Below are 22,437 nucleotides of genomic sequence, written 5' to 3' on the forward strand. Positions count from 1 at the left end.
GGAGCGCCGTCAATGGTCACTCCGTGGCCGGGGAGTTGTCCAGCTTTGCCGGGTTCCTCACAGACGTGAACCGGATCGCGGCGGCGAACGTGTCCGGTAACCGGGGTTCCCGCGGGATTCAGCGCAGCCCGGTGCTCGTGATTCCCTGCACGAAACGCCGCTGGAACACCACGAAGACGACCAGGACCGGCACCATGGCCAGCACGCTGACCGCCATGATCGCCTCGATCGGCGAGTTGAACGTGCCGTGCATCGACTGCAGGCCCAGCGGCAGCGTGTAGTTCGTGTCCGGCTTCAGCGCGACCAGCGGCCAGATCAGGTCGTTCCACCGCCAGACGAACGCCAGGATCACCAGGACCCCGACCAGCGGCCCGCACAGCGGGAGCACCACCTTGCGGAACACGGTCAGCTCGCCCGCCCCGTCGAGGCGGGCCGCTTCGAGCAGTTCGTCGGGGATGCCGAGCATGAACTGGCGGGCGATGAACACCGCGATCCCTTCGGCCGCGCGGGGCAGGATGACCGCCCAGAGCGTGCCGACCAGGTTCAGCTTGGCCACCACCAGGAACTCCGGCACCATGATCACCTGGATCGGCACCATGATGGTGAGCAGGATGGCCAGGAAGAGGACGTTGTGGCCGCGGAAGCGGTACTTCGCGAAGGCGTAGCCTGCCAGCAGGCTGACCAGCACGGTGAGCACCACCCCGGCCACCGTGGTGAGCACCGAGTTCGCCACCCAGCGGCCCACCGGCTGGCTTTCCCAGGCCTGGCGCAGGTTGTCCAGGGTCAGCCGGGGCGGCCACAGCCGCAGCGAGCCGTCCAGCAGCGCACCCTTCGGGGCGAACGCCGTGGCGAACATCCAGTACACCGGGAAGATCATCACCAGGCCGCCGGCAATCAGCAGGACCCAGATCACCCACCGGCCCGGGGTCATCCGCGCGGCCGTCACACCGACTCCTCACGCCGCCGCGAAGCCAGCCACTGCAGCAGGGTGAACACCAGCAGCAGCACGGTGAGCACCATGCCGATGGCGCCGGCGTAACCCATCTCGCCGTCGGTGAAGGCGGCGCGGAAGATCGCCTGCAGGAGCACGGTGGTGGCGAAGCCGGGGCCGCCGCCGGTGAGCACGTAGATGACGTCGAAGACCTGCAGCGAAAAGATCACGTTGACCACCAGGAGCATGAACGTCGTCGGGCGCAGCTGCGGGAACGTCACGAACCGGAACTGCTGCCAGCGGCTGGCACCGTCCAAAGTGGATGCCTCCAGGAGGCTGGGCGGCACGGCCTGCAGTGCCGCCAGGTAGATCACCATGCAGAAGCCGATGCGGCCCCAGACGATCGCCGCGCTGAGCGTGACCATGGCCCACGACGGCGAGGTCAGCCACGGCACCCGGCCCAGGCCGAACGCCTGCAGCAGGTTGTTGACCACGCCGACGTCGCCGTCGAAGATCCAGCCCATCACCAGCGCCACCACGACCCCCGAGACCACCATCGGCAGGAAGTACAGGCTGCGCAGCAGCGCCCGGCCGGGCAGCGGCCGGTTGAGCAGCACGGCCAGCAGCAGGCCGAGCGCCATGCTCGTCGGCACGGTCGCGACGGTGAACACGAGCGTGGTGCGCAGGCTCTGCCAGAACAGCGGGTCGGCGGCCAGCCGCGTGTAGTTGTCCACCCCGTTCCACTGCCCGTCGCCGAACACCGGGACGTCCTGGAAGCTGAGCACCACCGCGTACCCCAGTGGCACGAAGGCGAACACGGCGAACAGCGCCAGCGCGGGGGAGAGGAACAGGTACGGGGCGAGGCCCGTGCGGTCACGCGAGCGCACGGGCGATCCGGTCGGAGATCTTGCGCGCGGTCGTGGCCGCGTCCTGCTGGCCGGTGAAGCACAGGTCCAGCTCGTCGCCGAGGACCTGGTTGACCGGATCGAACTTCGGGCTCGTCTCCACCCGGACCATCGCCTCGGGCACGGTCGCCGCCTGCTGGACGAACTTCTGCATGACGGGGGCGTTGGCCGCGAACTGCAGCGGCTGCGCCAGCAGCGACTTGCGCACCGGCAGGAACAGGTCGCGCTCGCAGAAGGACTTCATGTTCTCCTGGTTGCAGACGAACGCCACGAAGTCGGCGGCCAGCTCCCGGTTCTTCGCGCTGCGGGTGACGGCGAGGACGTTGCCGCCCAGGTCCGACGCCGCCGACGTGCTGCGGATCATGTACGTGGCGTCCCACGACCCGGCGGGCAGCGAGCCGAACTGCTGCATGATCCAGTCGCCGTGGATGAGCATGCCCACGGTCCGGGAGGTGAACAGCTGGTCGGCGGTGCCGTCCTGGGTGGCCTTGATGGTGTCGCCGGCAGGCACCAGCCCGTCGGCGTACCAGCTGCGGCTGAACTCGATCGCCTCGATGCCGCGGTCGTTGTTGATCGCCGGGGTCTTGAGGTCGTCCTCGAGCAGCTTGCCGCCGTGCATGTAGAGGATCGGCAGCCAGCGGTACGCGGTGTTGACGCCCTGGAAGCCGTAGGCGAAGGCGTACTTGCCGGTCACGCCCTTCACTTTCCGGGCCGCGTCGCGGAATTCGTCCCACGTCCACGCCTTGGCCAGCTCCGTCGGCGGGGTCAGGCCGGCCTTTTCGAGGATGTCCTTGTGGTAGTAGAGGGCGAAGGTGTCGGTGTGCTGCGGCACGCCGAACACGCCCTTGTCGGTGCGCACGGCCTGCCAGAACGACGGCGCGAAGTCGTCGCCGTAGCCCGCCGGCAGGTGCTCGTCGAGCTTCACCAGCCCGCCGTTGCCCGCGTAGCGGCCGTAGGCCTGGTAGGTCATCCGGATGATGTCCGGTGCGGTGTCCGCGGCCAGCTGCGTGGAGAACCACTGGCCGAAGTCGCCCGAGGGCGTCACGTTCACCGTGATCTTCACCCCGGGATGCGCGGCCGCGTAGTCCTGGGCGAACTTCGTGTAGGTCTTGATGTCCTCGGGCAGGTTCCAGGTGGACAGCACGAGTTCCTTGCTGTCCCCGCTGCCGCCCGAGCCGCAGGCGGCGAGTGCGGGACCGGCGGCCACGCCGGCCAGCCCGGCCGCGGACAGCCGGAGGAACTTGCGGCGGTCGATCGACGGTGTCATCGGATTTCTCCTCGGGTGCGTCGTTGCAGCCGGACGAGCCGGGCGGACGGCCCGGCCGGAAGGGAGAGGCGCAGGGTGCCCGCCGCGGCGTCGAGGCCGGCGCTGGTGGGCAGATCTTCGGGGAAGAGCACGCGGACGAGCGCCGGATCGGTGTCGGGCCACGGCAGGGTCAGCGTCACCGTGCCTGCCGTGTCACCCCGGTGCCACACGGCGAGCAGGCAGTCGTGGTCGTCGTGGACGGCCAGCGCGGTCCACCGGTCGTGCCGTCCGGGCAGCCCCAGCGGCCAGTGGGGCAGCCCGCGCGCGAGCAGGTCCCGGTGGCGTTTGTAGGTGTCCATCGCGGTGCGGACCCGCTTGGCCTCGTCCGGCTCCATGCGGTCGATCCGCCCGCTCAGGTGCACGCGCCCCAGCATGGCGTTCACCAGGCAGAACGACGCTTCCTCGGGACTGTGCTCCGGCTGCGGATAGGCCCAGACGGCGCTCTGCTCCGGCGTCACCACGGTCGGCGCGGCCGCCGCGATCGATGCGTAACGGCGGTGATCCTTCTGGTCGCTGGTCGACTGCAGGGCCGTGCGGGAGAGCAGCGCGTGGTCCATCCGCATCCCGCCGGACGCGCAGTTCTCCAGCACCAGCGCGGGATGCCGGGCCAGCACGCCGTCGAGCCACGCCAGGAACGCGCGGTTGTGCCCGAGCAGCCCGGCACCGACACTGTCGCCGCGGGCGTCCGTGCCGGTGGTGCTGATGTTGTAGTCGAGCTTGAGGTAGCCCGCGCCGAGGTCGCCGACGAGCCGGTCGACGACGCGGTCCATCCGCTCGCGCACGGCGGCACAGCGGAAGTCGAGGTGGAACCGGCCGTTCTCCTGCACCCGGACCCCGTCGTCGGTGAAGAACGCATCCGGGGGCAGCTGGTCCACCACCGGGCTGCGCACGCCGACGACCTCCGGTTCCAGCCACAGGCCGGGTGTCATGCCGGCGTCGGTGATGCGGCGCAGCGTCGCCTCGATGCCGTGCGGGAAGCGGACGGTGGACGGTTCCCATTCGCCGACGGTGTCCCACCAGGTGCCCTCGTCGGCGTACCAGCCGGCGTCGAGCACGAAGTACTCCGCGCCGGCCGCGGCCGCGGCGTCGATCAGCGGCGCGAGATCGGCTTCGGTGGCGTTGCCGTCGAGGCAGTTCATGTAGTCGTTGAAGACCACGGGCAGCCGGACCAGGTCGGCGGCGGGCCGCCGGGTGGCACGCCGGTATCCGGTCAGCGCGCGGAACCCGTCGGCCAGGCCTCCGGTGACGGCCGCGATCGCGACCGGCACGGTGGCGAACGACTCGCCCGGCGCCAGCGTGGCGCGCCAGTGGTGTTCGCGGTCGGTGGGGCCGGAAGCCTGCAGGTAGAGGCTGCCGTGGTGGTCGCCCAGTTCCCAGTGCCAGGCACCGTTGTGCTCGACCTGCCACACCCAGGCCAGGTTCCGCCCGGTGTCCTCGATCCCGCCGACGGGCAGGAAGCCGCCGCTGGACCAGCTGCCGGTCACGGTCACCGCGTGCCTGCTCTTGGCGGTGCCCTGGCCGTCGTCGAACGGCCGGATGTCGACGAGACCGGCCTGCTCGGCGGTGAGCTGCTGCCAGCGCAGCTCGGCGGTCCAGGCGTTGGGGGCCTGGTGGAGGCGCAGCGCGTCCATCGGGCCGAACCCGGTGAGCGACAGCGAAGACACGTACGTCAGCGTCAGCGGCGTGCGGCCTTCGTTGCCGGCTTCGGAGCGGACGCGGATCACGTCGGTCCCGGTCACGTGTTCCAGCGCGGTGCGCACGTGCAGCCCGCGGACGGGATCGCGCTGCTCGATCCACAGCGTCGTACTGTCCGAAGTGGACTCCTCGGTGTGGCCGGCGTAGCGCAGGCCCGCCGTCACCGTGTACGGCCGGTGCTGCTCGGAAGTGCTGTTGCCGAGCCGTCCTTCGCCGGGGCAGTCGATTTCGACCAGCGACACCCCCGGGCCGTCCGGGGCGGGGCCGTCGCCGGGCACGATCCCGAGCAGGCGCACCGGCGCCGCCGGGTCGAGCACCAGGTGCACCGCGAGGGCGCCCGCCTTCCAGGGTGTTTCCGTCATGACTGTTCCCCCGTGTTACGCCGCTTCGGCGGGCCGCTGCTTTCCCTGACGATCAGCTCGGGCCTGGCCGCGCCCGGCTCCCGCCGCGGCCCCGCCGGGTCGAGAAGCCCGTGCAGCAAAGCGAAACTGTCCCGGCCGAGTCCGGTGAAGTCCTGCCGCACGGTCGTCAGGGCGGGGTGGTAGTAGGCGGCCTGTGGCACGTCGTCGAACCCGACCACGCTGACGTCCTCCGGCACCCGCCGCCCGGCTTCGTGCAGGGCCCGCAGGACGCCGAGGGCGAGATCGTCGTTGCCGCACAGGATCGCGGTGACGTCCGGGTCGGCCGCGAGCGCGCGGCCGGCTTCGTACCCCGAGCGCGGCGTCCACGAGGCGTGGAGCGGTTCCGGCACCGGCACACCGGCATCGGTCAGTGCCTCGCGCCAGCCGCGGATCCGGTCGCTGCGCCCGCTGGACGACGGGATCGCCACGTGGTGCACGGTCCGGTGGCCCAGCCCCAGCAGGTACCGCGTCGCGTGCGCCGCCGCCGCGCCGTCGTCCAGCCGGATGGTGGGGCAGCGGGCGTCGAGGGCGGAGGCTTCCGAGAGGGCCACCACCGCGACCCCGGCCGGAACCGCCTGCAGCGCACGGATGCCGACCTGGTCCCAGGCGACGACGATGAGCGCACCGGCACTGGGATCGCCGACGCGGGCGACGGTCGCGGCCAGCGTTTCCGGCGCGACCGAGGCGAGAAAGCAGATGCCGACGGAGAACCCGGCTTCCCGCGCGGCTTCTTCGATGCCCTGCAGGGCCGCGCCGTAGCCGTAGAGCGTGGTGTCGGAGACCAGCACGGTGACCGCGTCGACCTGCCCGCTGGCGAGGGCCCGCGCGGTGCGGCTGGGCCGGAACCCGAGGTCCCGGACGGCCTGCTGCACGCGCTCGCGGGTGTCCGGCGTGACGCGGGGATGGCCGTTGATGACCCGTGACACCGTCTGGTGCGAGACGCCGGCCGCGCGGGCGACGTCCCGGATGCTCACCTTGCGGCTGTCCATGTTACCGGTCACATCCACGCCTGCAGTGTTGCCGCTCACATCAGCCGAAGTCAAGACCTGACCTCATGGAAGCGGGCCGGTGATCATGTGACCGGTCACTTGATGCTGCCCTTTTCGCCCTGGGCCGCGCTCTCGTACGGGCCGTACGGTCGGGCTGCGGCATACAACCGGGCGGCGGTACCTTCGAAGGCCTGATTTCGAGGGGAGCGGGATGACCAGGGCGTTGATCATCGGCGGCGGCATCGCCGGGCCGGTCGCGGCGATGGCGTTGCAGAAGGCGGGCCTCGACCCGGTCGTCTACGAGGCGTATCCGGACGGCGTGGACGATGCCGGCGCGTTCATGACGATCATGGACAACGGTTTCGACGCCCTGCAGGCGATCGACGCCGCCGGACCCGTGCTGGCGGCGGCGTTTCCGGCCGACCGTGCGGTGTTCTGGAGCGGCTCGGGCAAGCGGCTCGGCGAAGCCCCGATCGGCGGCGGGGCGGCCGGGGCGCACACGATCAAACGGGCCGAACTGTGCCGGGTGCTGCGCGAGGAGGCCGGGCGCCGCCGGATCCGGATCGAGCACGGGAAACGGCTCGGCGACGTCGATCTCGAACACGGTGTCGCGGCGGTCTTCGACGACGGCACCCGCCAGGAGGGCGACCTGCTGATCGGCGCCGACGGCGTGCATTCGGCGACGCGGGTGCTGATCGACCCGGCCGCGCCCGAGCCGCGCTATGTCGGCACGGTCGTGCTCTGCGGTTATGCGCGGCACGCGCCGGTCGAGCCGGTGCCGGGGGTGTACCGGATGATCTACGGCAGAAGGGTTTTCTTCGCCTACACGACGGCTCCGGACGGCGGGACCTGGTGGTTCGTCAACGTGCCGGGCACGGCGCTGTCCAAAGCCGAGCTGTCGACGACGTCGACGGCGGAATGGCAGCGGAAAGCGACCCTGCTGCTGCAGGGCGACCGGTCGCCGGCGGCGGCGATCGTGGAGGCGTCGGAGGACATCCGGGCGAGCAACGGGTACGACATCGCGTCCACGCCGAAGTGGCACGACGGCCGGATGATCGTCATCGGCGACGCCGCACACGCCGCCGCGCCGAACGCCGGGCACGGCGCGTCGATGGCCATGGAGGACGCCGTCGTCCTGGCGAAGTGCCTGCGGGACCTGCCGGACACGGCGGCGGCGTTCCAAGCCTATGAGGCGCAACGGCGTGAGCGGGTCGAGCGGCTGGTGGCGACCAGCGCGCGGATGGGCGGCACGGCCACGCCGGGCCCGGTCCAGCGGATCATCCGCGACCTCGCCATCAGCCGCCGGTTGAGAAACGGCCCGCGCAACACCGCGGCCTGGCTGATCGGGCACCACATCGACTGGGACGGCTGACGTTTCCGCTAGCGGGTGTGGTGCGTTCCCGGGGTGTGGCCGAAAGCGCGGCGGAAGACGTCGATGAACGCGCTGGGGGACGACCAGCCGCAGGCGTGCGCGACGGTCGTCACCGGCGTGTCCCCGGCCAGCAGGACGAGGGCGTGGTGCAGCCGCAGCTGGGTGCGCCACTGGGGAAACGTCATGCCCAGGTCGGCCTTGAACAGCCGGGTCAGCGTGCGGTCGCTCGCGCCGACCTCGGCGCCGAGGGCGGCCAGGGTGCGGTGGTCGGCCGGATTCGCCTGCAGGATCGCGCACAGCGCCCGCAGCCGCGGGTCGGCCGGGGTGGGCAGGTGGAGCGGTTGCTGGGGTGAGGTGCGCAGCTGGTCGAGCAGGACCGTGTGCAGCCGGCGCCGTTCCGGGGTGTCGTCGTGGGGCGGGCGGGTGCAGGCGAGGATCAGTTCGCGCAGCAGCGGCCCGACCGCCAGCACGCCGGGTTCGTTCAGCCGCAACGGGTTCTCGGTCGCGGGCAGGCCCAGCAGGTGGAGTTCGACCTGCCCGTGGGCCTGGTGGGCGTGCACGGTCCCGGCGGGCACCCAGATCGCGCGGGTGGCCGGGGCGACCCACGAACCCCGGTCGGTGGTGATGGCCAGCACGCCCCGGGCGGCGTACACGATCTGGTGGTCGTCGTGACGGTGGGCGGCGATCCCGGCGCCCGGCGCCAGTGACCGGACGCGCGTCGGCGCGCTCGGCGTGTGGCGGATTTCCGTCATGAACTGGCATTTTATCGGAAGCGCGACACCGTCGCGGGTGACGAGCATGGCGTCGTGCCGTGGAACAAGCCGATCATCCTGTTGTCCGCCTGCCATGCCTGCGTGGACGTCTACCAGGGGTCCGTCGCCGCCCTCGTCCCGTTCTTCGTCGCCGAACGGGCCTACGGATACGCGGCGGCGTCGGGCATCGTGCTGGCGGCGTCTGTGCTGTCGTCGGTGGCGCAGCCGCTGTTCGGAGTGCTGACCGACCGGTGGCCGATGCCGTGGCTGCTGCCGGTGAGCACGGCACTGGGCGGGCTCGGCATCGCGCTGAGCGGGCTCGGCGGTTCATACGCGCTGACGCTGGTTTTCGTTGCGCTGTCCGGGATCGGTGTCGCCGCCTACCATCCGGAGTCCGCGCGCGTCGCGCGGATCGCCGCCGGGGGCAGCCATACCGCGATGGGCTGGTTCTCCCTCGGCGGGAACATCGGCTTCGCGGCCGCGCCGCTGCTGGTCACCGCCGTCATGGCGGCAGGAGGGCTGCGGATGTCCCCGCTGCTCGTGGTCCCGGCACTGGCCGGCAGCGTGGTGTGCCTGCCGGTGCTGCGCGCGCTGCGCCGGTCCGCGGGCGCCGGGACGCCCGCGGCGGGTCCCGGCGGTGCCGACGACTGGGTCTCGTTCGGGAAGCTGTCGGCGGCCGTGGTCCTGCGGTCGATCGTGTTCGTCGGGCTGAGCGCGTTCGTCGCGCTCTACGCCCGGCAGCGCGCCGGTGGCGGCGCCGCGGCGGGCAGTGCCGCGCTGTTCGTGCTGTACCTCGGCGGGGCCGGGGGCACCGTCCTGGGCAGCAGGCTGGCCGAGCGCCGGGACCGGGTCACCGTGCTGCGCCGGTCCGCGCTGTTCACCATCGGGGCGCTGGCCGGGGTCGTGTTCGTCCCCGGCCCCGCCTTCTATCTGTTCGTGCTGCTGACTTCCGTGGGGCTGTACGTCCCGTTTTCCCTGCAGGTGACGCTCGCCCAGGACTACCTGCCCGCGAGGGTGGGCACGGCAGGCGGCGTCACGCTGGGGCTGACCGTCAGCGTCGGCGGCCTCGCGAGCCCGGTGATCGGGACCCTCGCCGACCACACGTCCCTGCAGACGGCCCTCGCCCCGCTGGTCCTGCTGCCCGGGCTCGGCTGGCTGGTGCTGCGGACGCTGTCCGAACCCGGCCGCGGTCAGGCGCCGCCCTTGGCGAGGTAGTCGGCGGGGTCGTAGAGGATGCGCAGCCGCTGGATCCGGCCCTGGGCGAAGGTGAAGAACTCGGTGAGCCGGACGGTGCCCTTGGGCAGGTGGGCGTCGTACAGCACGGCGGAGCCGTCCGGGCCGTGCACCTCCTGGACCAGCTCGATCTTCCCGACGTTCGCGATGAATCCCCGCACGCCCTGCAGGAACGGGGCGGACCCCGTCACCTGGCCGGCGATCGGGCCCTCGAAGCCGAGGTCCTCGGCCAGCAGGGGCGCCAGCTCCCCGCCGTCCCCGTAGTTCTCGATCCCGCCGGTGAGGATCCGGTAGTAGTCCCGGAGCACGGCGGGGGCACTGTCGCTGACAACGGCCACGGTGATCTCCCTTCTCGCAACGTGGTTGAGAAACTAAACCAACTGGTGGAGGTTGGCAACCACCCTGCTAGCCTGTCGGCATGCGCTCGTACAACCAGTACTGCTCGATGGCGCGCGCCCTCGACCTGGTGGGCGACCGCTGGACCCTGCTGATCGTCCGCGAGCTGCTCACGCAGGGCCCGTGCCGCTTCTCCGACCTCCGCCGCGGCCTGCCCGGCATCGCCAGCAACCTGCTGGCCGACCGCCTCCGCGAGATGGAGGCGACCGGGCTGATCACCCGCCGCGACGAGCCACCGCCGATCGCGGCCACGCTCATCGGCCTCAGCGAGCGCGGCCGGGACCTCGGCGGCGTCGTCCGCGAACTGACCCGCTGGGGTGCGCCGCTGATGGCCGTCCCGCCGGAGGACGACGCGTTCCGCGTGCACTGGTTCTCGCTGTCGCTGCGGCATTTGTGCCGGGACGGCACGCCGGACGCACCGCCGAGCGTCGTGCGCCTCGGCGACCTCACCGACGGCTGCGACGTCATCGCCGGCCACGGCCGGATCGACGTCCGCCCCTGCTCGACCGAACGGCGGCCGGACGCCACGATCACCGCGCCACCCCAGGTGTTCGTCGCGTTGTTCACCGGAGCGATGTCCCTGACGGCCGCGAGGGCCGCCGGCCTGACCGTCGACGGTTCCGTCGCGGCACTCGAACGCGTACTCCCCGGGAGGACCGATGCCTGACACCCCCAACGGCGACCTGTTCGACCGCCTGGCCGAGGACTTCACTGGCGACGGTGACGTCGTCATGGGCACGATGTTCCGCAGTCCGGGGCTCCGCGTGCGCGGCAAGATCTTCGCGTTCCTCGGCCACCGCGGCGGGCTCATCGTGAAGGTGCCCGGCGACCGGATCGGGGAACTGGTCGCCGCCGGCACGGGGGAGCAGGTGGTCATGGGCAGGCGCACGATGCGCGAGTGGATCGAGGTCCCCGCCGGGAACGACCGGACGGCCACGCTCGCGCTCTGGCGGGATCTCGCCCGCGAGGCCCATCAGTACGTCGGCGGCTGACCCGGTCCGGCGAACGCGGCGAGCCCGGTGCGCCACGCGCTGTCGAGGTCGGCACCGGGCGGGAACCGGCCGTCGAGTTCGAGGATGACCATGCCGTGCGCAAAGGCCCACAGCGCCCGCGCCCGGTCGGTGTCGCCACCGGCGACGTGCATCAGAGGCAGGGCGGCCGCCTCTTCAACGCCGGGTGCCAGCAGGTGCCGGGGCAGTGGCCCGGAGTTCATCAGCCGGTAGAGATGCGGATGCGCGAGCGCATAGGCGCGATAGGCGGCCGCGAGTTCGCTCAGGTCCCCGGCGGCCGGGGCCAGCGCGCCGGCCAGCTCGCGCATGGCGAGGGTGATCACCTCGGCCTCGACCGCACCCTTGTCGGGGAAGTGCTTGTAGAGCGACGGAGCCCGGATGCCGAGGCGTTCCCCGAGCGCCCGCATGGTCAGGGTGGCAGCCCCGCCTTCGTCGATCAACGCACGCGCGGCGTCGACGATCTGCTCAGCGCGTCCGGACACGCCGCCCGCCCCCGAAGACCCGCTCCACGGCGATGTGCGCAAGCCACCCGAGCCCCGCGGTGAACAGTGGCACCCAGTCACCCAGCCCCCCGGCGCTGTAGACGACCAGGACGGCCAGCGGGATCCAGGGGCGGTGCAGGAAGTTGTGCCAGGCCAAGGCTTTCCGGGAGCCATTGCCGAGACGTTTCGGCAGATCGGGCACGAGCAGCAGCAGGAGCCCGGCGATCAGCGCCGGGACGCCGTGGTTGACCACTTCGAGGGCAAGGAAGGCCAGCAGGAAGACCGCCAGGGCGGCCCAGGCCGTCCGCCGGAGAACGTGGCGGGCGGTGGCGGGAAGAGCGGACATCGGGACCCCCAGGGGCTAACGTTGTTAGCCTGAGGTTATGGCTAACGGTGTTAGCCGTCAAGCTGCCCTGGGGCGAGGCTCCGGCGTCACCGCCGGTGGCTCAGGGCCTCCCGCTTGACGAAACCGATGACACCCGTGACGACGAAGAGCACGGCTCCGACGATGATCAGCCAGAACAGGCCCTTGATCACGATGCCGAGCACGACCAGGACGGCCCAGATCACCAGCAGAGCGACGAGAAGTCCCATGGCGGATCCCTTCCGAGACGGTTCGGCCGCGGAGTACCCGGCGCGCGGTGCTCCTACCCGCTGGGGCACCCCTTCGTGGGACCGTGCTCGCCGAGTACCGGACACGACGAAGTAGCAGGCCGGCTCGGTGCAGCGGTCCGGCGGTCACTGGGCGTCGGCTGAATCAGCCAGGCCTTCGGCCAGCAGCTCGGCGAGGTGACGTCCTTCCCGGCCCCCGCTGTCCAGCTCGTGCAGCTGGGTCCGGCAGCTGAACCCGTCGGCCAGGACCGTCGTTTCCGCGTCGGCTTCGCGGACGCGGGGCAGCAGGACGCGCTCGGCGCAGGCCTTGCTCACCTCCAGATGACCGCGCTCGAAACCGAAGTTGCCCGCCAGGCCGCAGCAGCCGCTGTCGAGGTGCTCGGCCTCCATTCCGGCCGCCTTCAGCAGCTGCTTGTCCGCGTCCCAGCCCATGATTGCGTGCTGGTGGCAGTGGACCTGGGCGATTGCCCTGCCGCCGAGCCGGGGTGGGCGGTAGCCCGGGGAATGGCGGGTCAGCAGCTCGGCCAGCGTGACCGTCTGGCCGCGCAACCGGCGGACGTCGTGGTCGCCGGGGAACAGCTCGAATGCGTCCGCGCGGAACACCGCCGTGCAGCTGGGTTCCAGGCCCACCACCAGGCCGCCCGCCCGCAAATGGGGTGCCAGCTCGCGGACCGTCCGGGTCAGGATGCGCTTCGCCGTCGTCAGCCGGCCGGTGGAGATCCACGTGAGGCCGCAGCACAGCGGGCGCCGGGGCAGCGTCACCCGCCAGCCCGCGTCCTCGATGACCTCGACCGCCGCGCGGGCGACGTGCGGGTGGAAGTGGTTGGTGAACGTGTCCGGCCACAGCAGCACCGTGCCGCGGGCGCCGGTGCCGCGCGGGCCGCGGCGGGCGAACCACTGCTCGAAGGTTTCGGCCGCGAAACGCGGGAGTTCGCGGTTTTCCACGCCCGCCACCGCCGTCGCCAGCCGGGCCAGGCCGGGCGTGTGGCCCAGCACGTTCACGATCCGGCCCGCGTGGACGCGGGTGACGGCCCGGGCGATCCACGGCAGCCAGCCCATCGTGTAGTCCGAGCGCGGCCGCCGCCACGGGCGGTGGGCGTAGTGGTGGGCGAGGAACTCCGCCTTGTAGGTCGCCATGTCGACGTTCGCCGGGCAGTCGGTCTTGCAGCCCTTGCAGGCCAGGCACAGGTCCAGCGCCGCCTTGACCTCCGGGGAGCGCCAGCCGCCGGTGACCGGGCTGTCGCCGTGGCCGTTCAGCATTTCGAACAGCAGCCGGGCGCGGCCGCGGGTGGAGTGCTCCTCCTCGCCGGTTGCCTGGTACGACGGGCACATCACCTGGCCGCCGGGAGTCGTGTGCTGACGGCACCGCCCGACGCCGACACAGCGGTTGGCGGCCTCGGCGAACGAACCGCCGTCGTCGGGGAACCGGAAGTACAGGTTCTGCGGGGACGCCGGAGTCCAGCCGCCGCCGAGGCGCAGGTTCTCGTCGAGCCGGTAGGGGGCGACGACCTTGCCCGGGTTCATCCGGTTGCCGGGGTCGAAGATCGCCTTGAGCCTGCCGAACGCCTTGACGAGGTCGTCGCCGAACATCTTCGGCAGCAGCTCGCCACGCGACTGCCCGTCGCCGTGCTCGCCGGAGAACGACCCGCCGAACTCGGCCACGAGATCGGCGGCGCGTTCCATGAACCGTCGGTAGGTCGCGACGCCGTCGGCGGTGTAGAGGTCGAACGGGATGCGCGTGTGCACGCAGCCCTGCCCGAAGTGGCCGTACAGGCTGGGCCCGGTCTCGCTCGCGTAGCCGAATTCCCGGTACAGCTGCGACAACCGCCGCAAGTAGTCGCCCAGCCGGTCCGGTGCGACGGCGGAATCCTCCCAGCCCTCGAAGGTGTCGGGACGGCGTGGCACGTGCGCGGTGGCGCCGAGCCCGGCTTCGCGCACCTGCCAGAGTTCGTGTTCCCGGGCCGGGTCGTCGAGGAACGCCACGTCGGCCTCGTGCTCGGTGCCGCCGAGGGCGTCCAGCATCCGGCGGGCCTGCCGTTCGGCCTCTTCGTGGGTGCCGGCCCCGAACTGGACCATCAGGAACGCCCGGCCCTCCGGCAGCTCGGCGAGGGCCTGCGGGTTCATGGCCTTGATCTGCTGGTCGCGGATGAGCTTGTGGTCAACGCCCTCCAGCGCGATCGGCTCGTGCGGCAGGATCGCGGGCACGGCGTCGGCGGCGGCCGCGATGCCGGGGTAGCCGAGCACGACGAGCGTGCGTTCCGGCACGACCGGCACCAGCCTGAGTTCCGCACGCAGTACGGTGACCAAAGTGGACTCACTGCCGACCAGCAGCCCGGCGACGTCGAAGCCGTGCTCGGGCAGCAGGGAGTCGAGGTTGTAGCCCGAAACCCGGCGGGGGATGTCCGGGTACCGGCGCCGGATCTCCTCCGCGTACTCGTCCCGCAGCCGCCGCAGCTGCCGGTAGATCGTCGCGCGCCGGTCGCCGTGGCGCTCGATCGCGGCATACTCCTCGCCGGTCGTGCGGCCGCACCAGAAGCGGGTCCCGTCGTAGAGCTGGACCTCCAGCCGCACGACGTTGTCGACGACCTTCCCGGTGCGCTGGGCGGTCGCGCCGCAGGAGTTGTTGCCGATCATCCCGCCCAGCGTGCAGTTCATGTGCGTGGCCGGTTCGGGGCCGAACCGCAGCCCGGTGGGCGCCAGCTGCCGGTTCAGCTCGTCGAGCACGATGCCGGGCTGCACGACGCACGTGCGTGCCTGCTCGTCGGCCGATTCCAGCCGGTGGCAGTACTTCGACCAGTCCAGCACGACCGCGGTGTTGGTGCACTGGCCGGCCAGGCTGGTGCCGCCGCCGCGGGAGAGGACCGGCGCGGCGAACTCCCGCGCGACGGCGATTGCTTCGGCACCCGCTTCCGGGGTACGGGGCACGACGACGCCGAGCGGAACCTGCCGGAAGTTGGAGGCATCGGTGGAGTAGACGGCACGCGTGCCGCGGTCGAACCGGACTTCGCCGTCGACGCGGCGCCGCAGTTCCGCCGCGAGGGCGTCGACGTCGAAGTCCCGGGGTTGCAGGTGCTCACCGGCTGTCCGGGTCATTTCGCGCCTCCGCATCTCTCGGGATACTCCTCGCGGCTACCCCCGGGGACCGCGCCTACACACCTCGCGAACCGCCGATACCAGGACATTCGGCCACCGGCGGCGGGCCGACCCGTTGGGGCGTTGGGCTTTCCGGGCACCGGGACGTCGATCAGTTGTTCGATGTCCCACCGTCCTGTCAGGACGGGTCCTATGAGGACGCTCGCGTCGCCATCCGGGGAAAGTGCAGGTCAGGACTCCGGTGCGGCAGGGCTGTGCGGAATTCACGCCGCGACACAACGAAGTTCGGGCCACCCTGTTTGGTTTTGCGGGCGGCTGGTAATAGTCTGTGCGCTGTCGGCCGTGATGGGCCTGACTAGTAGTTCCACTTTGGAGGACTGGAATGACGAACAAGGCCCAGCTGATCGAGGCGCTGTCGGAGCGTCTGGGCGACAAGAAGGTGGCTTCGCAGGCCGTCGACGGTCTGGTGGACATCATCATCCGGACGGTCAACAAGGGCGAGAAGGTCAACATCACCGGCTTCGGTGTCTTCGAGAAGCGCGCTCGCGCCGCTCGCACCGCGCGGAACCCGCGTACCGGTGAGGCCGTGAAGGTCAAGAAGACCAACGTTCCCGCCTTCCGGGCCGGTACGACCTTCAAGGACGTCATCTCCGGGGCGAAGAAGCTGCCGAAGGCGACTCCGGTCAAGCGCTCCACGGCCTCGACGAGCACCCGTGCCACCGCCACGAAGACCGCGGCCGCGGCTCCGGCGAAGGCGACGACGACCCGCACGACCCGTGCGGCGGCGGCGAAGCCGGCTGCCACCACGACGCGGACCCGTGCCACCGCGGCGAAGCCCGCCGCCAAGGCGACCGCCACCAAGGCGGCCCCGAAGACCACGGCGGCCAAGGCCACCACGGCGAAGGCGACCACCACGCGCGCCAAGACCGCTGCCGCGAAGCCGGCCGCGGCGAAGAAGACCACCACGGCCGCGGCCAAGAAGACCTCGGCTGCCGCCAAGAAGAAGTGAGCTGAGCCAGAACGACCGACAGGGTCCCCGCGCCATCCGGTGCGGGGACCCTGTCGTGTTCCGGGACACCGGCACGGCACGGTGGACCGCGCCGGTGGCCGGAAGCCGTACGCTTCTCGGATGAGCGCGGCATCCTCTCCGGGACACCCGATGGTCGAAACCCGGCACCAGACGCGGTTGCTCACCCTGCTGCGTGACGAAGGCCCGATGTCCCGGGTGGAGCTGGGTGAGCGGCTCGACCTGCCGCGTGCCCGCGTCGGGGCGGAAGTCGCACGGCTGGCCGAGATCGGGTTCGTCGAGGCGGCCGGGCCGTCCGCCAGCCGCGGCGGACGGCGGTCGACGCTCGTGCGGCTGGCCGGGGATCTGCGCGTGCTCGCCGTCGATGTCGGGGCCACCTCGGTCGGGGTGGCCGTCACCGACGGCGCGTGCGAGGTGCTCGCCCACGCCGTCGAGGACTGCGATGTGCGGCAGGGGCCGCATCCGGTGCTGCGCCGGGTGGTCGAGCTGGCCGCGAAAGTGCGGGAGGAAGCACCCGGCAGGCTCATCGCCGCCGGGATCGGGCTGCCCGGGCCGGTCAGCTTCGCCGAGGGGATGCCGGTCGCGCCGCCGATCATGCCCGGCTGGGACCGGTTTTCCGTGCGGGACCACCTGGGCGGGCTGTGGGGCTGCCCGGTGGCGGTGGACAACGACGTCAACGCGATGGCGCTCGGCGAACGGCACGCCGGGGTCGCGCGCTCGACCGACGACCTGATGTTCGTCAAGATCGGCACCGGCATCGGCTGCGGGATCGTGCTCGGCGGCAAGGTCTACCGCGGCGTCGCGGGCACCGCGGGCGACATCGGCCACATCCGGCTCGACGACTTCGGCCCGACGTGTGCCTGCGGCGAAGTCGGTTGCCTGGAGGCGTACTTCGGCGGCGCCGCACTGGCCCGCGACGGGCTGGCGCTGGCCCGCAGCGGCCGGTCGGCGTTCCTCGCCGAGGTGGCCGCCGAACGCGGCGCGGTCACCGCCCGGGACGTGGGGCTCGCCGCGGCGGCGGGCGACTTCGGCGCGGTCAACCTGATCCGCGACGGCGGACGGCGGCTCGGCCAGGTCGTCGCGTCACTGGTGTGCTTCATCAACCCGGGCATGGTGGTGATCGGCGGCGGCGTCGCGCAGCTGGGTCACCAGCTCCTCGCCGAGGTCCGCAGCGCGGTCTACCGGCGCTCGCTGCCGCTGGCGACCGGGAACCTCCCGATCGTGCTCTCCGAACTCGGCGACACCGCGGGCGTGATCGGCGCGGCCTGGTCGGCGACGGACCGCGCCTTCACGCTCAGCAGCTGAACACGCCGCCGGAGTAATGACAAAACTGGACAGACTTTCGTCTCAATCGAGCGAAAGTCTGCACGGTTTCGCGCGTCTATCCGGGTGAAACCCGGACTTAACGCCACTCTTTCACCTTGACGAGTGATGGTCGTCACCTTACTTTCGCTGCCTGAGTGACAAAGTCCGTTCACTCCGCGACAGGTCTGGGGGCAGTGTGGCCGGGACGACGCGAGCCGATCCGCGTTCGGCGATCCTGCGTGCCCTGCGCGCCGGGCCGCTGTCACGCACTCAGCTCGCCGCGCGCTGCGGGATCGCGAAGTCCGCCGTTCCGGGCCTGCTCGCCGGGCTCGCCGACCGCGGCCTGGTCCGTCCCGCCGGGGTCCGGGCCGGGCACGGGCGGCCGAGCCGGCTCGTCGAACTCCACGGCGAAGACGCCTACGCCCTCGCGCTCGGCATCGAGCCCGATCGGCTGTCGGCCGTGGTCACCGACCTGTCCGGCCGGGTGCTGGCCGAACACGCCGAAACCGTCGACGTCGCCGCCCTCGGGCTGCAGCGCGGCATGGACGAACTCGCCCACCTCGCCTGCCGGGTGCTGCCCGGACCGCCGGGCGGCGTCGCGGTTTCCGTGCCCGGACTGGTCGATTCGGCCGCCGCCGTGCTGCGGTTCGCGCCGGCACTGCGGTGGCGGGACGCCGAGATCGCCGGTCTCATGGCGGCGCGGCTGGACGTCCCGGTCGAAGCCGTGGCCGTTGACAACGATGCCAACCTCGGTGCGCTCGCCGAATCCGCGGCAGGCACGGACGACCTCTTCTACCTCGCCGGTGGCACCGCGGTCGGCGGCGGGCTCGTCTCCGGCGGCGCGATCCTGCGGGGGGCGCGCGGATTCGCGGGCGAGGTCGGGCACATCGCCGTCGACCCGGCCGGCGAACGCTGTGCCTGCGGCCGGATCGGCTGCCTGGAAACGAAGGCGAACCTGGCCGCCGTGCTCCGCGCGGCCGCGCCGCCGGGTGACGCGCTGCACGATCCCGCACTCGGTGTCGGCGGCCGGGTCGCGCTGCTGCGGCATCGCGTGCGCCAGGGCGACCAGCGCGCGGCGACCGCGGTGCACGAGCTGGGGGTCGCGCTCGGCGTCGCACTGTCCACAGTGGTCGACGTGCTCGACCCCGACGTCGTCGTGCTCGGCGGCTACTTCGCCGAACTCGGGGAGTGGCTGGTGGAGCCCGTCCGCGTCGAGCTGGCCGCCCGGCCGCTCGGCCATGTCCGGGTCGTGCCGTCGGAGCTGGGCCTGCAGGCTCCGCTGCGCGGCGCCGCGCACCTGGCCGCCGAACGGCTTCTCGCGAATCCCGCGTTCCTGTCCGGCGAGACCGAGGAGGCGTCGGTATGACCCTGCTGTCCGTCCGCGGCATCGTGAAGACCTTCCCCGGCGTCCGCGCGCTCGACGGCGTCGACTTCGACGTCGAGGCGGGCGAGGTCCACTGCCTGCTCGGGCAGAACGGGGCAGGCAAGTCGACGCTGATCAAGGTGCTCTCCGGCGCGCACCGGCCGGACGCCGGGGAGATCACCTGGCGCGGGGAGCCGGTGACGCTCGGCTCGCCGGTCGACGCGCTGCGCCTCGGCATCGCCACCATGTACCAGGAACTCGACCTCGTGCCCGGGCTTTCGGTGGCCGACAACATCTTCCTCGGCCGCGAGCGCGCCCGGTTCGGGTTCACCCGGGTCGGGCAGGCCCGCGCCGAAGCCGCGAGGCTGCTCGCCCGGCTCGGCCATCCCGAGATCTCGCCGTCCACCGAAGCCGGACGGCTGTCCGCGGCCGGGCAGCAGCTGGTCTCGATGGCGCGGGCGCTGGCCCACGACGCGCGGCTGCTCGTGATGGACGAGCCCACCGCCGCACTGGCCGGCGAAGAGGTCGACAACCTCTTCCGGATCGTGGGCGAGCTGACCGCGGACGGCGTCTCGGTCGTCTACATCTCCCACCGGCTCGAGGAACTGCGCCGGATCGGGCACCGGGTGACCGTGCTCAAGGACGGCCGCACCGCGGGCACCGGGCTCGACGCGGCGACGCCGACCGCGGACCTGGTCGCGTTGATGGCCGGGCGCAAGGTCGAGACGGTGTTCGGGCCCCGCCACGAAGGACATGCCCGGCCCGAGACCGCGCTCGAAGTCCGCGGGCTGTCGCGGCAGGGCGAGTTCGAGGACGTGAGCTTCACCGTGCACGCCGGTGAGGTCCTCGGCATCGCCGGGCTCGTCGGGTCCGGCCGCAGCGAGCTGCTGGAGACGATCTTCGGCGCGCGGCGGCCTGACGCCGGAGCGGTGACCGTCCGGGGTAAGGCACTGCGCCCGGGCAGCGTCCTCGCCGCCGTCCGCGCCGGAATCGGCCTGGCGCCGGAGGAACGCAAAAGCCAGGGCCTGCTGCTGGACCTGCCGGTGGTGCACAACGTGACGCTGGCCAGCCTCGGCCACTACGCCAAGCTCGGCTTCACCGACCACAGCCGGGAACTCGACGACGCCGCCGACAGCCTCCGGCGCCTGGACCTGCGGCCCGCCGATCCCCGACGGATCGTGCGGACGCTTTCGGGCGGCAACCAGCAGAAGGCCGTCCTCGCGCGGTGGCTCGTGCGCGGCTGCCGCGTGCTGCTGCTCGACGAACCGACCCGGGGCGTGGACGTCGGCGCCCGGGCCGAGCTGTACCGCCTGATCGCCGAGCTGGCCGCGACCGGCGTGGCGATCGTGCTGGTGTCCAGCGAAATCCCGGAGGTGCTCGGCCTGGCCGACCGGGTGCTGGTGCTGCGCGAAGGGCGGGTGCTCGCCGACCGGCCGTCGGCCGGGCTGACCGAGGCCGACGTGCTCGACGTGATTCTCGAGGGGAGCGCGGCATGACCGAAACGAAGCCGGTGGAGACGGCGGTGCCGGGGAAAGCGGCGCCCGCCAGGCGGTTCCCCGCCGACCCGCGGCTGCTGGGGCTGACCGGCGTGCTGGTCGTGCTCTGCGTGATCGGCCAGTTCACCCGGCCCGAGGTGTTCTTCACCGAAAGCAACATCTCGACCATCCTGCGGCTGGCCGCGGCGATCGGCGTGGTCAGCGTCGGGATGACGTTCGTGATCATCAGCGGCGGCATCGACCTGTCGGTCGGCTCGATCGTCGCGCTGTCGAGCGTCTGGCTGACGACCCTGGCCACCCAGTCGTACGGGCCGTTCGTGATGGTCGTCTGCGGGCTCGCGGTCGGCCTCGGCTGCGGGCTGGTCAACGGCGTGCTCATCGCCTACGGGAAGGTCGTGCCGTTCATCGCCACGCTGGCGATGTACGTCTCCGCGCGCGGACTGGCCGAGCGGATCAGCGGCCGCCGCACGCAGGTGGTCGGCGACCGGGACTTCCTCGCGTTCTTCCGCGGCGACCTCCTCGGCGTCCCGGTGCTCATCTGGATCTTCGCGCTGGTCTTCGCCCTCGGCTGGGTCGTGCTCAAGCGCACCACCTTCGGGCGGCGGACGTACGCGGTGGGCGGCAACGCCGAGGCGTCGCGGCTGGCCGGCATCAACGTCAAGCGGCACCTCGCGCTCGTCTACGGCGTCGCCGGGCTGTGCTGCGGGATCGCCGCGCTGATGGTCGTCGCGCGCACCACCGCGGGCGCGTCGACCAACGGCATGTTCTACGAGCTCGACGCGATCGCGGCGGTCGTCATCGGCGGCACCCTGCTCACCGGCGGCCGCGGCTCGCTCGTCGGCACGCTGCTCGGCGTGCTGATCTTCACGGTGCTGTCGAACCTGTTCACGCTCAACAACCTGGACACCGACGTCCAGAACATCGCCAAGGGCGTGATCATCGTGCTCGCCGTGCTCCTGCAGTTCCGGGCCCGCAAGGCCCGGACCGGTCCGTAGTCACACCGATGGAGGCCGTCATGACCGAACACCCCTTCCTCGGCCGCCGGGGATTCCTGCTCGGCGGTGCCGCCCTCGGCGCCGGTGCGCTGCTGGCCGGGTGCACCTCGAACGAGCCGGCGGGCCAGGCGTCGAACGGCCCGGCGGCCGCCGGGAACACCGGGCAGCCGGGCAAGCCGATCACCATCGGGTTCTCCGCGCCCGCCGCCGACCACGGCTGGATCGCGGCGATCACGAAGAACGCCCGCGCGCAGGCGCAGAAGTTCAGCGAAGTGACGTTCAACGCGACCGAGGGCACCAACGACGTCAACCAGCAGATCTCCCAGGTGGAGACGCTGATCAACGCGAAGGTCAACGTGCTGGTGATCCTGCCGTTCGACGGCAAGGCGCTCACCGCGGTCGGCCAGCAGGCGATGGACGCGGGCATCCCGGTGATCAACCTCGACCGCGTCTTCGACACGCCGCTGGCGTACCGCACGTGGATCGGCGGCGACAACTACCGGATGGGCGTCAACGCCGGCAACTACATCGCCAGGGAACTCAAGAAGAAGAACGTCACCAACCCGGTCATCGGCGAGGTCGCGGGCATCGACTCGCTGCCGCTGACGCAGGAACGCAGCAAGGGCTTCGCCGACGCGCTCGCCAGAGCCGGGTACAAGGTCGGCCCGCGCGTGTCGGCGCAGTTCACCCCGGAGTCCGGCGAGCAGCAGACGGCGAACCTGCTGCAGAGCGCACCGAAGCTGGACGCGCTGTGGAACCACGACGACGACCAGGGCGTCGGCGTCAACGCGGCGATCGAGAACGCGAAGCGCTCGGAGTTCCTGATGGTCGGCGGCGCCGGCTCGAAGAACATGATGACGCTGATCAAGAACGACTCCTCGCCGATCAAGGCGACGGTGCTCTACAGCCCGTCGATGGCGTCCACCGCGGTCGCGCTGGCGCGGCTGCTCGGCCAGGGCAGCGGCATCGGCGAGTTCGCCGAGCACGACATCCCGGCCGAGATCACCACCTACTCCGCGGTGGTCACCAAGGAGAACGTCGACCAGTACGCCGACGTCGGCTTCGACTCCTGAC

Annotated in this window: 21 protein-coding genes; 10 read left to right on the top strand and 11 right to left on the bottom strand. The window is 71.7% G+C overall.

Going from position 1 to position 22,437, the window contains the following annotated elements; translation table 11 throughout:
• Positions 1-118: 118 nt before the first annotated feature.
• The 5 genes from ABJI51_RS05465 to ABJI51_RS05485 are packed head-to-tail and all read right to left on the bottom strand — an operon-like array spanning position 119 to position 6,245.
• Positions 119-946 (bottom strand): carbohydrate ABC transporter permease, encoded by an 828-nt coding sequence (locus tag ABJI51_RS05465; protein ID WP_348947904.1) that lies wholly within the window; start codon positions 944-946, stop codon positions 119-121.
• Positions 943-1,818 carry a carbohydrate ABC transporter permease gene (locus ABJI51_RS05470; RefSeq protein ID WP_348947906.1) on the bottom strand — a complete coding sequence of 292 codons (876 nt, stop codon included), beginning with the start codon at positions 1,816-1,818 and terminating at the stop codon, positions 943-945. Before ABJI51_RS05470 ends, ABJI51_RS05465 begins: the two co-directional genes overlap by 4 nt.
• Entirely contained in the window at positions 1,805-3,103 is a 1,299-nt protein-coding gene (locus ABJI51_RS05475; RefSeq protein ID WP_348947908.1) for an ABC transporter substrate-binding protein, read from the bottom strand. Before ABJI51_RS05475 ends, ABJI51_RS05470 begins: the two co-directional genes overlap by 14 nt.
• Positions 3,100-5,199, bottom strand: coding sequence for an alpha-galactosidase (locus tag ABJI51_RS05480; protein ID WP_348947910.1), 2,100 nt, complete (start codon positions 5,197-5,199; stop codon positions 3,100-3,102). The genes ABJI51_RS05475 and ABJI51_RS05480 overlap by 4 nt, the downstream gene beginning before the upstream one ends.
• Positions 5,196-6,245 carry a LacI family DNA-binding transcriptional regulator gene (locus tag ABJI51_RS05485; RefSeq protein WP_348947912.1) on the bottom strand — a complete coding sequence of 350 codons (1,050 nt, stop codon included), beginning with the start codon at positions 6,243-6,245 and terminating at the stop codon, positions 5,196-5,198. Before ABJI51_RS05485 ends, ABJI51_RS05480 begins: the two co-directional genes overlap by 4 nt.
• A 193-nt stretch (positions 6,246-6,438) precedes the next feature.
• Between ABJI51_RS05485 and ABJI51_RS05490 the strand changes: the two genes are divergently transcribed.
• Positions 6,439-7,599 (top strand): FAD-dependent oxidoreductase, encoded by a 1,161-nt coding sequence (locus ABJI51_RS05490; protein WP_348947914.1) that lies wholly within the window; start codon positions 6,439-6,441, stop codon positions 7,597-7,599.
• Positions 7,600-7,607: 8 nt separating this feature from the next.
• On the opposite strand, the gene ABJI51_RS05495 is transcribed toward ABJI51_RS05490, so the two are convergent.
• Complete coding sequence (locus ABJI51_RS05495) at positions 7,608-8,351, bottom strand: AraC family transcriptional regulator (RefSeq protein ID WP_348947916.1); 744 nt, start codon at positions 8,349-8,351, stop codon at positions 7,608-7,610.
• A gap of 54 nt (positions 8,352-8,405) precedes the next feature.
• Between ABJI51_RS05495 and ABJI51_RS05500 the strand changes: the two genes are divergently transcribed.
• Positions 8,406-9,566, top strand: coding sequence for an MFS transporter (locus ABJI51_RS05500; RefSeq protein ID WP_348947918.1), 1,161 nt, complete (start codon positions 8,406-8,408; stop codon positions 9,564-9,566).
• Here the strand turns inward: ABJI51_RS05500 and ABJI51_RS05505 are convergent.
• Entirely contained in the window at positions 9,542-9,922 is a 381-nt protein-coding gene (locus tag ABJI51_RS05505; protein ID WP_348947920.1) for a nuclear transport factor 2 family protein, read from the bottom strand. The genes ABJI51_RS05500 and ABJI51_RS05505 overlap by 25 nt on opposite strands.
• 80 nt (positions 9,923-10,002) lie before the next feature.
• Between ABJI51_RS05505 and ABJI51_RS05510 the strand changes: the two genes are divergently transcribed.
• Together ABJI51_RS05510 and ABJI51_RS05515 are read left to right on the top strand one after the other, a co-directional pair.
• On the top strand, positions 10,003-10,647 hold the full coding sequence (locus ABJI51_RS05510) for a winged helix-turn-helix transcriptional regulator (RefSeq protein WP_348947921.1): 645 nt from the start codon (positions 10,003-10,005) through the stop codon (positions 10,645-10,647).
• Positions 10,640-10,972, top strand: coding sequence for an MmcQ/YjbR family DNA-binding protein (locus ABJI51_RS05515; RefSeq protein ID WP_348947923.1), 333 nt, complete (start codon positions 10,640-10,642; stop codon positions 10,970-10,972). Before ABJI51_RS05510 ends, ABJI51_RS05515 begins: the two co-directional genes overlap by 8 nt.
• On the opposite strand, the gene ABJI51_RS05520 is transcribed toward ABJI51_RS05515, so the two are convergent.
• The 4 genes from ABJI51_RS05520 to ABJI51_RS05535 all read right to left on the bottom strand — a co-directional run bounded on the left by ABJI51_RS05520 (position 10,954) and on the right by ABJI51_RS05535 (position 15,177).
• A complete protein-coding gene (locus ABJI51_RS05520) occupies positions 10,954-11,472 on the bottom strand; it encodes a TetR/AcrR family transcriptional regulator (RefSeq protein WP_348947925.1) in 519 nt (172 codons plus the stop codon). The two genes, ABJI51_RS05515 and ABJI51_RS05520, sit on opposite strands and share 19 nt — an antisense overlap.
• Positions 11,456-11,818 carry a DUF4260 family protein gene (locus tag ABJI51_RS05525; protein ID WP_348947927.1) on the bottom strand — a complete coding sequence of 121 codons (363 nt, stop codon included), beginning with the start codon at positions 11,816-11,818 and terminating at the stop codon, positions 11,456-11,458. The genes ABJI51_RS05520 and ABJI51_RS05525 overlap by 17 nt, the downstream gene beginning before the upstream one ends.
• A gap of 86 nt (positions 11,819-11,904) precedes the next feature.
• Positions 11,905-12,066 (bottom strand): hypothetical protein, encoded by a 162-nt coding sequence (locus ABJI51_RS05530; protein WP_348947928.1) that lies wholly within the window; start codon positions 12,064-12,066, stop codon positions 11,905-11,907.
• A gap of 144 nt (positions 12,067-12,210) precedes the next feature.
• The gene (locus tag ABJI51_RS05535; protein WP_348947930.1) at positions 12,211-15,177 is read right to left on the bottom strand and encodes an FAD-binding and (Fe-S)-binding domain-containing protein; all 2,967 of its coding nucleotides are present in this window, start codon (positions 15,175-15,177) and stop codon (positions 12,211-12,213) included.
• Between the two features lie 382 nt (positions 15,178-15,559).
• On the opposite strand from ABJI51_RS05535, the gene ABJI51_RS05540 reads away from it, so the two are divergent.
• The 6 genes from ABJI51_RS05540 (at position 15,560) to ABJI51_RS05565 (ending at position 22,436) form a co-directional block, all read left to right on the top strand.
• Entirely contained in the window at positions 15,560-16,186 is a 627-nt protein-coding gene (locus ABJI51_RS05540; protein ID WP_348947932.1) for an HU family DNA-binding protein, read from the top strand.
• 120 nt (positions 16,187-16,306) lie between these two features.
• Positions 16,307-17,509, top strand: a complete 1,203-nt coding sequence (locus ABJI51_RS05545; protein WP_348947933.1) for an ROK family transcriptional regulator — start codon at positions 16,307-16,309, stop codon at positions 17,507-17,509.
• Positions 17,510-17,705: 196 nt separating this feature from the next.
• Positions 17,706-18,875 carry an ROK family protein gene (locus tag ABJI51_RS05550; protein ID WP_348947935.1) on the top strand — a complete coding sequence of 390 codons (1,170 nt, stop codon included), beginning with the start codon at positions 17,706-17,708 and terminating at the stop codon, positions 18,873-18,875.
• Entirely contained in the window at positions 18,872-20,368 is a 1,497-nt protein-coding gene (locus ABJI51_RS05555) for a sugar ABC transporter ATP-binding protein (protein ID WP_348947937.1), read from the top strand. The genes ABJI51_RS05550 and ABJI51_RS05555 overlap by 4 nt, the downstream gene beginning before the upstream one ends.
• A complete protein-coding gene (locus ABJI51_RS05560; RefSeq protein WP_348947939.1) occupies positions 20,365-21,363 on the top strand; it encodes an ABC transporter permease in 999 nt (332 codons plus the stop codon). The genes ABJI51_RS05555 and ABJI51_RS05560 overlap by 4 nt, the downstream gene beginning before the upstream one ends.
• 20 nt (positions 21,364-21,383) lie before the next feature.
• A complete protein-coding gene (locus ABJI51_RS05565) occupies positions 21,384-22,436 on the top strand; it encodes a substrate-binding domain-containing protein (protein WP_348947941.1) in 1,053 nt (350 codons plus the stop codon).
• Position 22,437: the final 1 nt, after the last annotated feature.

It is taken from the genome of Amycolatopsis melonis, from assembly GCF_040064235.1.
In the GTDB taxonomy this organism is placed as follows: domain Bacteria; phylum Actinomycetota; class Actinomycetes; order Mycobacteriales; family Pseudonocardiaceae; genus Amycolatopsis; species Amycolatopsis melonis.